11 protein-coding genes and 2 pseudogenes are annotated in these 13,865 nt (G+C 37.0%); 3 read left to right on the top strand and 10 right to left on the bottom strand.

What is annotated here, in order from left to right:
* Nucleotides 1-30: 30 nt before the first annotated feature.
* The 8 genes and pseudogenes from H3Z85_07470 to H3Z85_07435 all read right to left on the bottom strand — a co-directional run bounded on the left by H3Z85_07470 (nt 31) and on the right by H3Z85_07435 (nt 7,764).
* The gene (locus H3Z85_07470) at nt 31-324 is read right to left on the bottom strand and encodes a 2TM domain-containing protein (GenBank protein QPQ53190.1); all 294 of its coding nucleotides are present in this window, start codon (nt 322-324) and stop codon (nt 31-33) included.
* Between the two features lie 190 nt (nt 325-514).
* A complete protein-coding gene (locus tag H3Z85_07465) occupies nt 515-1,084 on the bottom strand; it encodes an isoprenylcysteine carboxylmethyltransferase family protein (protein ID QPQ53189.1) in 570 nt (189 codons plus the stop codon).
* A gap of 67 nt (nt 1,085-1,151) precedes the next feature.
* Nucleotides 1,152-1,451, bottom strand: coding sequence for a 2TM domain-containing protein (locus tag H3Z85_07460; protein QPQ53188.1), 300 nt, complete (start codon nt 1,449-1,451; stop codon nt 1,152-1,154).
* 25 nt (nt 1,452-1,476) lie between these two features.
* Entirely contained in the window at nt 1,477-2,769 is a 1,293-nt protein-coding gene (locus tag H3Z85_07455) for a histidine kinase (protein QPQ53187.1), read from the bottom strand.
* Nucleotides 2,770-2,931: 162 nt separating this feature from the next.
* On the bottom strand, nt 2,932-3,591 hold the full coding sequence (locus tag H3Z85_07450) for a hypothetical protein (GenBank protein QPQ53186.1): 660 nt from the start codon (nt 3,589-3,591) through the stop codon (nt 2,932-2,934).
* A 48-nt stretch (nt 3,592-3,639) separates the two neighbouring features.
* Nucleotides 3,640-5,886: pseudogene (locus tag H3Z85_07445) on the bottom strand (TonB-dependent receptor).
* A 202-nt stretch (nt 5,887-6,088) separates the two neighbouring features.
* Nucleotides 6,089-6,856, bottom strand: coding sequence for a GyrI-like domain-containing protein (locus tag H3Z85_07440; protein ID QPQ53185.1), 768 nt, complete (start codon nt 6,854-6,856; stop codon nt 6,089-6,091).
* A gap of 266 nt (nt 6,857-7,122) precedes the next feature.
* On the bottom strand, nt 7,123-7,764 hold the full coding sequence (locus H3Z85_07435; GenBank protein ID QPQ53184.1) for a 4'-phosphopantetheinyl transferase superfamily protein: 642 nt from the start codon (nt 7,762-7,764) through the stop codon (nt 7,123-7,125).
* 234 nt (nt 7,765-7,998) lie between these two features.
* On the opposite strand from H3Z85_07435, the gene H3Z85_07430 reads away from it, so the two are divergent.
* Nucleotides 7,999-8,502 carry a superoxide dismutase family protein gene (locus H3Z85_07430; protein ID QPQ53183.1) on the top strand — a complete coding sequence of 168 codons (504 nt, stop codon included), beginning with the start codon at nt 7,999-8,001 and terminating at the stop codon, nt 8,500-8,502.
* Between the two features lie 55 nt (nt 8,503-8,557).
* Here H3Z85_07430 and H3Z85_07425 read toward each other — a convergent pair.
* Nucleotides 8,558-10,686: pseudogene (locus tag H3Z85_07425) on the bottom strand (carboxy terminal-processing peptidase).
* Between the two features lie 347 nt (nt 10,687-11,033).
* Between H3Z85_07425 and H3Z85_07420 the strand changes: the two are divergent.
* Nucleotides 11,034-11,204, top strand: a complete 171-nt coding sequence (locus H3Z85_07420; GenBank protein QPQ53182.1) for a lmo0937 family membrane protein — start codon at nt 11,034-11,036, stop codon at nt 11,202-11,204.
* A gap of 344 nt (nt 11,205-11,548) precedes the next feature.
* Nucleotides 11,549-12,337: a 5'/3'-nucleotidase SurE gene (gene surE / locus H3Z85_07415; GenBank protein QPQ53181.1), complete on the top strand. Its 789-nt coding sequence runs from the start codon at nt 11,549-11,551 to the stop codon at nt 12,335-12,337.
* A gap of 118 nt (nt 12,338-12,455) precedes the next feature.
* Here the strand turns inward: surE and H3Z85_07410 are convergent, their stop codons facing one another.
* Entirely contained in the window at nt 12,456-13,859 is a 1,404-nt protein-coding gene (locus tag H3Z85_07410; protein QPQ53180.1) for a radical SAM protein, read from the bottom strand.
* Nucleotides 13,860-13,865 lie beyond the last annotated feature (6 nt).

Below are 13,865 nucleotides of genomic sequence, written 5' to 3'. Positions count from 1 at the left end.
GTAGTAAGTTTTTAAAGTTATTATGGGTTTTTAAAGTGTTTTTGTGCCTTTTCTGTCTTCATTCATCAGTTGTCTGATCTTTTTTTCTTCCCATTCCTTTCCGATTCCGAAAGTTGTGATTCCGTGGGCAGCAAGTCCCATTCCCCATCCCATCATGGGCCATAAGAACCATAAGTACTGCGGTGCTGTCAAAAGATTCAAAACAGCTAAAAAAGGAATGACTAAACAGTATGAGGTAAGATTTCCGTAGAATCCTTTTAATTCTTTTACTCTTCTTGAAGCTTTTCTGTAGGCTAATTCGTCTTTGTTGATGATCGTTTCCATTTTTTTAATTTTTAATGATAAGTTGTTTGTTTTTGTTGAGACAAATGTAGGCCGGGAAAGGGCCTCAAATCAATTTTATATTACCGAGTGGTAGAATATGTATACTGAACTGTAAAAATTCCAAACTAACGGCTATTTCAACGATCCTATATGCTTCCGTACAGGCATTAACCTTACAAAGATTTTTGTTTCAATAGATAAACGGGACCAATTTCTTTGTCTTTCTTCTGTATTCCAGATACTCTTCTCCAAACTGCTCTATCAAAGCAGCTTCTTCTACTTTAATTCTGTAAGCAAAGGCAAGAAACGGCGGCATAAAGGCCAAAACCAATGAAAGCCAGTTATTTAAGTACAAACCTAATCCGAGTGATGTCAGCAGAGAAAATGCATATGAAGGATGTCTTACGTATCTGTAAAAACCTTCTTTCTTAATTTGATGATCCTGTCTTATCGTCACATCAACCGTAAAATATTTGCCCAAAGATCTGATGATTATAAATCTGAAAATAATTCCAACCAGAATCAATGCTTCCCCGGCATAAGATATCCAGGATCCTGAAACGACAGGTAATTTGGTATGATCCGCGGTGATCACCGCCGCCATTATGGAAAACGGAATAGCAAGCCACAAGATTTTGAGGGTAGACTTATCTTTATTTTTTTTGTCTTCCTCAGCAGATTTGAGCATGTTTTTATACAAAAATTCGGTGACAAACCATGCTCCCATTGAAATGGCAAAGACTGTTTCAAGAGTATTCATTTCTGTATGATTTTGTGATTAAAAAATGATTAGTTATCAACCAATTGATTTAAAAAGCGCTTACATACTATTCCTTTTTATCCATCATTTTTTTGATTTCCTGATCTTCCCATTTCTTTACAAAATTTGCTTTTGGCAAAAAAACGGTTACAGCATGGGCTACCAATCCTATTCCCCACAATGTTGCCGTAAAAAAGTTTTTAAACTGAAAATAGCTTTCTCCCGGGGCAAGCTGTGAATAGTTATAAAAGACGATCAGAATATTGACCACTGCATAGGCAAACAGATGCATATAAAACGCTCTCAACCGTTCTACCTGTTTTTTGGCCTGCTGATACAGGTTTTCATTTTCGTCATTTGTTTTCATTATTTCTGTTGCTTTTGCTGTTCCATTATTTCTTTGATCTTTTTTCCTGCCATGAATCCCCAAGTCCGAAGATTCTCAATGCACGGAATGCCAGTCCGATTCCCCATCCTATAGCCGGGTACCAAAACCAGTGATTATCATTTTCTGTCATCAGATTAATAAAAACCAGGAAAGGAATGACAATGCAATACGAAATAAGATTGGAATAGAACCTTTTCATTTCTTTCACTCTTTTTTGTGCTTTCTGATAGGCTTCTGTTTCATTATCCACTTCTGTACTGACTGCATTGGGTTTAGCAGGAAGCATCGGAAGTTTTACTTTAAAATATTCATCGGATTTTTCAATGAAAACATTCCTTTTTGTCAGTAAAGAATATCGTTGAACAATATTGGCCAATCCTATACCTGAGCTTTCCTTGATCTGCTCTCTTACCTGCAGGTTATTCTCAATACAAAGGGTATCACCATCTGAAAAGATCCTTATCACCAAAGGTCTTGATGAAGTGGCAAAATTATGCTTGATGCAGTTTTCCAATAACAACTGCAATGAAAGAGGCACCACATATTCGGGATAATCTTCTTTGTTGACTTCAAAGCTAAAATCTACACTATCCTCAAATCTTGTCTTGAGAAGATCGCAATAGATTTTTGCAAATTCTATCTCATCTTCTACCGTTACGAGCTCCTTATCCTTTTGTTCAAGTACATATCGGTAAATCTTTGACATTGAAGCGGTAAACTTCTGGGCCTGCTGCGGGTTTTCATCAATCAACGAACTTAAAACATTCAGAGAGTTAAAAAGAAAGTGCGGGTCAAGCTGGTTTTTTAAACTCTCAAATTGCGCATTTGCTGACTTGGCAATAAGTTTCTGTTCCACCACTTCTTTTCTGGAAGTCTTCTTGAGTTCTTCCATAAATCCTTTGGCATGAAGAAAGGTGGTAATCAACAGGGCAATATTGATCATAAACCAATTGGTAAGCCCATATTTTCTTGAAAAAAAATCTTCAACCGTTGCCGTTTTCTGAATCACCACATAATTCATAAAATTGCAGAAATACACGAGGATAAAGTTGCCGATAATAATAGAAATAATACTCAGGACAGCTCTTGTTCTGGTGGCTTCAGACCATGGAAATTTTTTGTTGAGATACTCATTAATAAACCCGTTTCCAAAACCCAGCACAAAAGAATACATTGTGGAAAGCAGCAAAGTGATCATAAAGGTATACAGGTCTTTTCGTTCGTTAAAGAACAAAAAGAAGAACAGTGTTGTTCCTAATGAGGTCCAGAGAAGTATTATTGTGTATTTACGCTTCATGATTCGTTTTCTTAGCTCAAAATTAGCTTTTATTAAAGGTATCAAAAATTATTTCTTACCGAACGGTGGTTTTTTATTCCTGAATGGCCATAAAAAAACCTTCACTGAATGAAGGTTCCTGATTGATTTCCGGAAAGTTCGACTGTCTTCTCCGGTGTTGTTTTATTTTGTTGTTTCTGCAGGTAGACTGATGAAATACTCAGCTTCTGCTTTTCCCCAGTTCGGATCAAAAGCGGTTTTAGGCTTATAGGCATTAAATTTTACCAATGCTGCTTTAAACTGCTCTATCCCTTTGGTTTTACTTCCTCCGTATTGTTCAGGGGTAAAATAAGTATCTTCTGCTTTAATCAGGGCTACTCTGGGATTACCCGGCTCCAGCTTTTCTGCAATATTGATCTCTTCCCCTGCTCTGGCACCGTCAGTCATGTAGCGTTGTTGCGGATTCACCATCATTCGCAGAGAATATGTCATTTTTCTCAGTAGATGCACCTCAGCATTGTCTGCTCCGGCAAGGTTTTGTGCCATTCCCAGATATTTTTCAGCCTGTGATGCTATTGCGTCAAGCTCCATCATCTTTCCTGTTCTCATCATAACTCTCCCTTTCTGAATCAAGGCGAATGCTGCATAGTATTGCGGAAGCCACTGTGAGCTTTCTTTACTTCCGATTCTTTGAAAATCATTGGCAAGTGTCTGGAAATCTTCCGGAGTTTTGCAGGTTTCAATTTTTGCTATTTTATCGGTCATTATCTTTTCGTAATCTGCCTGAGCAAAAGCTGTTAAACTTATACAAGATAAAGCAAAGCTTAAAATAAATTTTTTCATTATATTAATTTTAAAAGTTAGTAATAAGGTTGTCCGAAGTTAGGTTTTTTATAGATTATTATTGATTGCATCCTGTGTTTTATCTGCACCAAAGCTGATAAAGGCTCCTACAAATACAAAGGTGTTTACAGGGGGAACGATGGCAGAGCTTCGTGCTCCGTCCATTGAGAAATTATACCCATATACATTTTTTGATCCCAACACATTGGTAATGCTCAGTACAAATACAGTAAATGCCTTTGCATCTTTTTTTCCAAGATTCGGAAGATAGTTGATACTGAAATTAAGGGCATTGTAATCTTTTAATCTTCCTTCATTTCTTGTGTAATTAACAGGTTTCCCATTATCAAATTCAGACACGATATCATAATAAGGACGACCTTTGGCATAGGTATAAGACAGATTAGCACCAAGTTTCCATTCAGGGATAAATCTTTTTACCACTGCGGAAAAAGTGTGTTCTGCCGCAAAACTTGGTTTTAAACTCACCGGATAATTAAGAAAATCTCTTTTTGAATCCAGAAAGGAATAGGTAATCCAGTAATCTATGTTTTTAAATGTTTTTTTGTTGTCTCTCCAGAAAAACTCGAGTCCTTTGGCATATCCGTATCCATTGTTATCTATCGCTGTCAGAACCTGTTGATTCTGTTCTTTGTCCGGGGTGACATTAAATGTTTTGATCAGCCGGTCATATTTTTTGTAAAATGCTTCAAGACGTAAAGTTCTTCCTTCTGAGGCCCTTTGAATCTGGAAGATATAATGTTGTGATTTCTGAAAATCAAGATTGGCAGGCCCGTTAACATATTTGCTTTCCGGATTCTGGTAAAAAGGCCGTATGCAAAAGAAGAGGTCCAGTCTTTTGCAAAGCGGTAAGCCAATGCGAAGCGGGGAGCAATATTATTTTTATTCAGATAAGATGAATGCTCTGCTCTTATTCCGATTTTGGCTGATAAGGCATTGCTGAAACCTAAATCTGTTTCCAGAAAAGCAGCTGAAAGTAAGTCTTTATAATGTTTATCTACTTGTTCAAAGTTCAGTTTTTCATCGGTATTATTCATTTCAAAGCCACCTCTTATTGCGCTGATCCTGTTTATTTTTCTTTCCAAAACACCTTTGAAGTTCAGATAATTTCCACCGGTCAGTAATCTGGTATTTCCTGATTCCACATCATTGGTTTCATGGGAAAAATTAAGGTCAGACCGGTTATAGGAGTAAGAACCTCCCACATTGAGCAGATATTTCCCGAATTTTTGCCTGAATGACAGATTATGATAGGTGTTTTTTCCATTCAGTCTTACCAGTGCAAAATCATATCCAGGTTCCAGGCTTTCTGTTTTCACCCCCATTTTGTTGGAGTTATACATTCCGTAATATTTTAGAAATCCCCCTGATTTTGTTTTAATTCTAAAGTTAAAATCACTGTTCAGTCCTTTCGGTGCATCAATAAAATTGGTATTGAAATCAAAGACTTTTTTGCATAAAATTCAACATTGAATAGCCTAATGTTGCTCCATAAGAATGATTTTTATTGTTACCGAGCCTCTGAAAACCTGCGCTTAAAAAGATAGGAGAAACTCCGAAATCATAAGAACTCTGGTCCGGTAGATCAACACTTTCCAACAATAATGCACCGGAAAGAGCCTGACCGTATAATGCAGAATATCCGCCACTTGAGAATATATTTCCTTTAAAAAGAGAAGTATTAAACTGATCCCTCCCTGCAATTCCAGGAATTGAATTTGAAAAATAGTTGTTGATAAGGCTGCCATCCATAAAGATTTTGGTCTCCGTACCGGTACCTCCCCTAATAAACAGTCCTTCTGTGCCACCCACTTTCTGTACACCGGGAAGATATGTTAAGGCTGAAGTGATTTGCCCGTCAGCACCGGCGGTTGTATAAATATCAATCGGCGAAAGTAATGCTGTAGCCCTTTTCTTATCACTGGCTTCAATAGATCCTGCAGAAACTACCACTGCATCGATTTCACTGATTTGTTCCTTCAGCAGAACGCTTACAATAACCTCCTGATCATCAACCATAATGCTTTTTTCCACTGTTTCATATTTAGGATGGGTAAAAGTCAGGATATGGCTTCCCTTTTCATTTGTTTCAAAAGAAAAATTTCCTTCAGCATCAGTTGTTGCTCCGTCATAGGTGTTTTTCAGAGTGACGTTCACTTCGCCTACCCCTTTATTCCTGTAGGTTACTTTTCCTGAAACTTTTACCTGAGAATATCCCAGTATAAATGCAAAAAAGGAAATCAGAATTACTATTTTTTGTCCCTGAGTTTTCATAGTTTTTAATATCTGGATCAAAAGTAAGATGGAAAATGCCCTTCTGTAAAAAAATAATTACTGAAAGGCATTCTTTTGTTACCGAATGGTAAAAAGCACGAAATTTACTTTGATTACTCATAAAAACCCAATTTAGTTTCAATGAATCCCATTTATTTCGTTATCCTTATTGTTGGCTTCGTACTTTTTAGCCGGAATTTAATCAGCGAATCGGAATACAGAAATCCACGATCATTTTTCCTTCCGGATGCTCTTTAAAGTTGGAATGATAGATTTCAAACGGAAAGGCTTTTCTCATCGAATGGTTGTGCTCGTTCATCCACAAAAATAAGGATACCCAACACTGTTCAAAATCGCTGAGGGTTACTTCCCCACTTCCGACAATAAACCGTCCGGGATCAACAGTTTCCGGAAAAACTTCTCCATCTGTCCCTTCAAGTTTTTCATCCAGAAGCATACACGCATGGATTCTGACTTTATCCGCGGGAGTAACTTTAAAGCTGTCGTGATACACAGAGAGCATTTTGATATTTTCTCCTGGGAACAGTTTTTTCTTTTTCGCCCAGTCTACCAATACATTGAAAGAGGGCTCTACATTCGTAATTCCCAGGCTCATCACTGCAGCCAGATTCATTTCCGGCATTTCTTTTACTTCGATCTTTAAATTCATTTTAGTCCAGTTTAACAGGTTTTCTATATGGCAAATGTATTGGCTGAAAACCGTATCAATTTGTCCGTTCTTGCTTTGTATTTGTAAAATCTTGTGAAATGTTTCGGGAGCTGCTTTTCTGAACTCTGAAGGAGGTATTCCGTAATATCTTTTAAATGTTTTACTGAATACGGAATGATTTGAAAAGCCAAGATCAAAATAGATATCCTTGATCTGCAAGTCTTTACGTAAGGCCAGATAAAAAGCACTTTTTTCAGTCTTTTTCCTGATAATATAATTCTGCAGGGTCTCTCCTGTCACCAGCTTAAAAATCCTGTGAAAATGAAAAGGTGAGTAGACACTTATCTCCGCTACTTTTTCAAGAGAGAGATCAGTATCCAGGTGGGCATCAATATATTGGATTGCCTTTACTATTCTTTTTTATATTCTTCCAATTGCAAAGGTTGTTGACCGACAAAGGTATCAATCCCTTTCCTATTCTTTTTGTCATTTATTGCTGTTTTATGATTTACAGGTCATATACCAATACAACCAGGGACTGATAACGAACAGAAATGCGTATCTGCTTACATTTTCAGATGAACCAGCAAAGGAGATGTCGTGTTGATCTTTTCATCATCAGAAGCTACGCAGGCTTGATAATTTTCATCCACCGGAATCTCTTTTGTAAAGAATTTTTTCCCTTCAAGCGTACATGTATTTTGTAAAACCTCAAAAGAATCCAGAGGAATCATCATTCCATCCCCATGTGCTTTGATAACGGCTTCCTTTCTTGTCCAATATCTGAAAAAACTCTTCGTTTTATCTTCGGAATGATGAATTTCTTCAAATTCGCCTGTTGTCATCTGAAACTGAAAATCAAAATAATTGATTGTATGGTCCAAAAATTCAACGTCTATTCCTAATGGAAATCCGGCAATAGCACAAACAACCATATTCCGGGAATGCGATATATTAAAATGAACCGGATTTCCCTTTAAGTAGGGCTTTTTATTGGATAGAATGTAAATTTCCGGAACGGTGGTGATATCATAATAGGTTTTAAGTCCATGCAGCAACAGGATTCTTCCCAGCAATGAAAGCTGGGCATCCTCCCACCTTCTGTATTTCAGGATCTTGGATTTAAAATCTTCAGAAAACAGATTCAAATGCTGATCTAAAATTTCCTGATGCCTCTCTTCATCAATAAATGTATACAGAATAGTCATGTTTTATGACGTTTTTTGGATTAAAAATAGAAATATCAGGATTTATCATGAAGTCTAAAATTACAGCTTTTTTGCATTCTATCGAACTATTTATATGGATTTAAAAAAAACAATCGGAATCCTATGATTTCCAGTTCTTCTCTCTTATTGATTGGTAAAAAAGACTGAAATCATAAAGCTCTTTGAAAAATCTTTTTAAATTTATCATAAAATCACTTTAAATCATTTAAAAAGATGAAAGTACAAACAATAGCATTACTGGCGGGATGTGCATTTTTAGCCGCTTCGTGTGGAACAACAAAAACGTACGCTGTCAACGCCAAGAGCGGAACACAAACCGGAGGAACGGCCAAATTTACCCAGCAGGGAAATGATGTAATAATGAAGCTTGATGTAACAAACCTTACTCCCGGAATCCATGCAGTACATATTCATGAAAAAGGAGACTGTTCTGCAGCAGACGGAACCTCTACAGGCGGCCACTGGAATCCTGGTAAAGATGATCACGGAAAATGGGGTGCAGAGCATTTCCATATGGGAGATATCGGAAATTTAGTTGCTGACCAGAGTGGTAACGCAACCCTTACCTTCAAGACAGAAAAATGGTGTCTTGGCTGTACAGATGAATCTAAAAACATCATCGGAAAAGGTCTTATCGTACATGCTGCGGCAGACGATTTCCATACTCAGCCTACAGGAAATGCTGGCGGAAGAGTAGGATGTGTAGAAATTAAGTAATTTTCTTTTCACAATAAAAAAATCCGCTAATTTTCATTAGCGGATTTTTTTTATGTTATGATTTGCTTCCCATCTCTGAAACAATATTCATTGCTTCCTGCAGATACAGATCTTTTTTCAGATTCTTGATCCACATTTCAGATTTTTTCTTGAAAGCTTCATCTTTTTTCTCTCTTTCAACCTCAGCCGGATACATGATAAACTGAAGTCCGTTCTCAAATTTTGTCAATACTTTGAATTTTTCAATCTGCGCTTTTCTGTGCTTCATCAGCTCATTGAATTTATTGATGTTCAGCGTGATGTTTTCTTCTTTATCCAGTTTTTCTCTCCATTGGGCAGACTCCAATAACAGCTGATAATTGCTGTTTTTTGCCATTCTTTCTGCACTTGCTTTTTCAAGAGCCTGAATATTGAAATAGTTCAGTTTCTGGAATTTTGTTGGCGGAATTTTATCCCAGGCCAATGCAAAATCATCGTAACGCTCTCCTACTTCTGCGTAGGTAAAGAAATCTTTCATCTGAATATCAGAAACAATCCCTTTTCTCTGGGTAGATTCACCGGTGATTCTGTAGAACTTCTGAATGGTCAGTTTTAAAGAACCGAAATCATCTTCAGTATTTAAAAACCTGTTCAGGTCTACGAATGTCTGAACCGTACCTTTCCCGAAAGACTGCGGCGACCCGATAATCATTGCTCTTCCGTTATCCTGCATTACTCCCGCCAGAATCTCTGAAGCTGAAGCGGAAAGCTCGTTTTGCATGATGACTAACGGACCTGTCCATATTGGTGTCTCATTTTTATTCTTTAAAGTCTGGATTTTTCCGTTTCCGTCTTTCACCTGAACATAAGGTCCAGCTTCCATGAAAAGTCCCATAATATCCCCTACTTCCGTCAGTGAGCCTCCACCATTATTCCTAAGGTCAAGAACTATCCCTTCGATGTTCTGAGATTTAAGTTTTATAATCTCATTTTTAATATCATCGGAAGCATTTCTTCCTTTTGCATTTTCAAAATCTGCATTAAAACTTGGCAGGTTGATGAAACCGTATTTCTTTCCGTTCGGAGCATTTACCGTGATACTTCTTGCAAATGTATCTTCAATAGCGACTTCCTCACGAATCATCGTTACGTCTTTAATAGATCCGTCTTTTTCTGAACCGTTAAGGTTACCGGAGTCCCTTTCTCACCTCTGATCAGCCTTACTGCCTCATCAGAAAGCATTCCTACTACATTCACGGCGTCATCCTTCGGCTTAGACTTTACTTTCAATATTTTGTCTCCCTCCGAAAGCTGTTTGGATTTCCACGCCGGAGCACCAATCGTAAGGGCTCCTAAATAAAGGTTTCCTTTTTTCTCCTGGATAATAGCTCCGATACCGATTACTTTTCCGGTAAACTGGGTATCAAAATCTTCTTTATCTTTTGGCGAATAATAGTTGGTATGAGGATCAAATACTTCGGTATATGCATTCATATATACCGTAAACCAATCCATTTTCTTTCTCTTTTTGAATCTTGTGAAGGTATCTTTTACAAGATCTTTTACCTCATCCGTAGCTTTTTTGATCTTCTCATCCTGAGTAAGAGGTTTAAACTTGATGGTATCTTTTAATTTATATTTCTGAACAGAATCTTTTTTCTCTTTCTGGGCTTCTTCTTTGCTGTTCATCGATTCAATTTCCTGAAGGATATTGTACTTGATGAATTTTTTCCACTCATTATATTGTTCCTGCTTGTTGGCAGGTACTTTTTTAAGCTTAGGTTCCAAAGTTAGGGTTTCATCTTCCTGCAGGTTGATAGGCTTGCTGAAAATGTCCTGAGTGATTTTATCGATCTCATCTACTCTCTGGTAAAGCCTGTCGATGGTAAGCTTATAAAAAGATAGATCTCCAAGGTTGATATAATCATCCAGCTTTGTTTCATGTTTGCTGAATTCATCCATATCAGATTGCAGGAAATATCTTTTGGCCGGATCTACCAATTCAAAATAATGCTTATAAACGTCTTTTGAGTAAGCATCATTGATAGGTTTCGGGCTATAATGAAGATAAGAAAGAGTGTTTTTTACGCTCACCATTATTGTTTGCATCTTTTCATCGTCATTCTTTGGCGAGTTGAAACAAAACATTAGACTGGTTAATGGAATTAGAAGTAAAAATTTATTCAGTTTGAAATTTTTCCACATAAACTGCCTTTATTTATTAATTTTTTAAAAAAGTAGTATTGTAATAAGTAGCAAGAACTACCAGACTGTTACAAACGATCAAATTTAATACCTTATTTACAAATATCGAACAGTTTTGAAGATTTTTATTGAAAGAGACTCATAAATGCCGGTATGGAATTCTGATATTTCCCCATAACAACAGCTTTCATTGAAAGATCAGATCCATTATTGTTTTTTAAACTGCAGATTTTTAAATGTGTAATTTCCTTTAAAAGTAAAAAAACACATACCACAAAAAGAAAGTTTAATTTAAAAAGGCATAAAATATGCTGATATTTAAGCCAATCACATTAAAATATATAATTATGAGAAGTTTATTATGGTTAGTCGCAGTCATCTGTATCGTGGTATGGCTTTTAGGTATGTTAGGAATCATTCCGGGGATCAGTACAGGGTACCTGGTTCATGTTCTTTTAGTTATCGCTATTATTGTTGTCCTGTATAATATCATTACAGGTAGAAAGCCTCTGGACTAGGTTAATCAGCAATAATCGGCAAGGCAATCTGAAATAGAGTATTTTGTCACCTGATATAGCACGGTGAATAAGTAGTATGTGCTTATTTGGGAAGAAGAATAAAGATTGCATTATCAATTATTCACATTTCGTTTTCATAAATATGTAAAACCGGAATATATGAATTTTATGGTTCTGGTGTGCATTTTGAAGTAAATTACAGTTGTTTTCACATCGTGGAGTTATCAATCAATTGTTTTATAACATCTTATTTTTAACTACATTTGATGTGTTGAAAATTCTTTTTGTTCTGTTTTGGCAAATGAACAAATTGTACTGTACTTTATAAAAAATTAAATCAATTTATGGAAAGACCACTTATTCTGGTGACGAATGATGACGGAATTACGGCTCCTGGTATCAGAAACCTTATCAATTTTATGAATGAAATCGGAGAAGTAGTTGTTGTAGCACCCGACTCTCCGCAAAGCGGAAAAGGCCACGCTATTACCATTAATTCTACCCTAAGCTATGAAGAGGTAAGCCTGGAAGGTCCTCAAACCGACTTTTCCTGTAGCGGAACTCCTGTAGACTGCGTGAAAATTGCTCTCGATAAAATTCTGAAAAGAAGACCTGATATTGTTGTATCCGGAATCAATCACGGAGCGAATTCTTCTATCAACGTTATCTATTCGGGAACAATGTCTGCTGCTGTAGAAGCCGGTGTGGAAGGAATTCCTGCCATTGGATTCTCTTTACTGGATTTCAGCTGGGAAGCAGATTTTACCCAGGCTAAAAAATATATTCAAAATATTGTCAGAAGAACACTTGAAAATCCGATGCCGAGAGGAATCGTTCTGAATGTAAATATTCCGAAACTTCCTGCTGAGGAAATTAAAGGGGTAAAAGTTTGTAAACAGGCTCATGCAAAATGGGAGGAAAGCTTTGACGAACGTGTAAATCCGCATGGTAAAAAATACTATTGGCTGACAGGATATTTCAACAATATGGATGACTCTGATGATGCTGATGAAACAGCTTTGGCTAACGGATATATCTCTATAGTCCCTGTTAAGTTTGATCTTACCGCATACGAATACATGAAAACATTGGAAGAAACAATGGTTTTTGACAACGTTACAGAGGTAAAATAAACCCCGTGTATTACAAATAGCAAAAGCGTGAAGTTTGATTTCACGCTTTTTATTTTTTATTTCCCGAAGATCACATCGATTTTGACAGATGATTCTGCTTGTGAATACTATTGCTGTTTTAAAATAGTACTTTATCTTCTTTTCTCAGTTCTTCGAGAAAAGCTTTTTTGTCGTCTCTGTAGAAAAGATTCATAGTTTCAAAAGGGATTAGCTTAAGATCTTTATTAACAATGTGAACACAGGATTTTTTGACAGCCCTTACATCAAAATCATGTGCATCCATAAAGTTCATGATGATAATTCTAAACAGGTTATCATAGTCAAGATCCGGAGCAGAAACTTCCGGCAGACAGCATAGCAACTGATTGACCTTGGGCTGCACTTTATCGACAGAAATTCCGGTGCTGAATATATCCAGCAACTGCATATGGAGCCCTTTATCCTGCTCATAAACAATGGTATTTCTTGATTCATTATTCAAAAGATCTGCAGGGTTGATATACCTGGTTAAAGGAATGGTTTCTCCCTGAAGTTTTAAGATATATCCCATTGCTAAAGCGTCCGGATTACATGGAACGGGAATAATATCATCAGAATTCAATAAGGGAAACTGCCTGATAATTTCCTGCCTGACCTCAGTTAACGTGATCTTTTCATGAGCAGAATCTTCCCTGTTTCTTCCTGCAATCTCAACAGGCTGGAAGGTTATTCCCCTAACACACTTCTGCTTCAAAGCAAATTCTATAATTTTTCCGATTTCATCGATATTCTTATCTTTTTGAAGGACAATAACGAGTGTGGTGGAAAGATTTAGCTCGTTAAGTTTTTCCAACGCTTTCATCCGTACTGCTGTCAGGTCCTTTCCCCTGAAATCTTCCAATACTTCCGGTTTAAATGAATCAAACTGAAGGTAGACTTCAAATTCAGGAGCATAAGTGGCCAGTTTTTCTGCAAATCCCGGGTCGTTGGCAATTCTGATGCCGTTGGTATTCAGCATCAGATGTTTTATCGGTTTCGACTTGGCGATATCCATAATTTTAAAAAACTCCGGATGAATGGTAGGCTCTCCTCCACTGATCTGGACTACATCGGGCTCACCTTCATTTTTCACAATAACATCAAACATGGCTTCAATTTCTTCCAGGCTTCTATGGCTTCCATAATGTGGGGAAGACATTGCGTAACAGGTGGGACAGGTCAGATTGCAACGATCTGTCACTTCCACAATAGAAAGGCAGCTGTGTTGTTCATGATCAACGCAAAGTCCACAGTCATAAGGACAGCCATATTCTACATCGGTTCCGAAATGAAGGGGCATTTCTGAGGCTTTATTGTAGTTTCTTATGTTTTTATAATAATGTACATCAGAAGCTATTTTTGTTTTAAAGAACCCATGATCAGGACATCTTTTGGTCATAAAAACCGCTTCATCCTCGATAATAATCTTAGCGCCGACTCTTTTAAGGCATTCCGGGCAAAGGCTTATTGTATAATCGTAATAGGTATAATTTCTTACTGGCATAGGCAA

Origin of the sequence: Chryseobacterium indologenes (genome assembly GCA_016025055.1) — a bacterium.
GTDB classification, from domain to species: domain Bacteria; phylum Bacteroidota; class Bacteroidia; order Flavobacteriales; family Weeksellaceae; genus Chryseobacterium; species Chryseobacterium indologenes.
The sequence above is the reverse complement of the archived record's forward strand: the minus strand, read 5'-3'. Positions and strand labels throughout refer to the sequence as shown.

Bases quoted from the DNA above. Each gene is read 5' to 3' on its own strand.
- H3Z85_07420 (QPQ53182.1), top strand. From the start codon at position 11,034: ATGAGAAGTTTATTATGGTTAGTCGCAGTCATCTGTATCGTGGTATGG.
- H3Z85_07430 (QPQ53183.1), top strand. From the start codon at position 7,999: ATGAAAGTACAAACAATAGCATTACTGGCGGGATGTGCATTTTTAGCC.
- H3Z85_07455 (QPQ53187.1), bottom strand. From the start codon at position 2,769: ATGAAGCGTAAATACACAATAATACTTCTCTGGACCTCATTAGGAACA.
- H3Z85_07435 (QPQ53184.1), bottom strand. From the start codon at position 7,764: ATGACTATTCTGTATACATTTATTGATGAAGAGAGGCATCAGGAAATT.
- H3Z85_07410 (QPQ53180.1), bottom strand. From the start codon at position 13,859: ATGCCAGTAAGAAATTATACCTATTACGATTATACAATAAGCCTTTGC.
- H3Z85_07450 (QPQ53186.1), bottom strand. From the start codon at position 3,591: ATGAAAAAATTTATTTTAAGCTTTGCTTTATCTTGTATAAGTTTAACA.
- H3Z85_07460 (QPQ53188.1), bottom strand. From the start codon at position 1,451: ATGAAAACAAATGACGAAAATGAAAACCTGTATCAGCAGGCCAAAAAA.
- surE (QPQ53181.1), top strand. From the start codon at position 11,549: ATGGAAAGACCACTTATTCTGGTGACGAATGATGACGGAATTACGGCT.
- H3Z85_07470 (QPQ53190.1), bottom strand. From the start codon at position 324: ATGGAAACGATCATCAACAAAGACGAATTAGCCTACAGAAAAGCTTCA.
- H3Z85_07465 (QPQ53189.1), bottom strand. From the start codon at position 1,084: ATGAATACTCTTGAAACAGTCTTTGCCATTTCAATGGGAGCATGGTTT.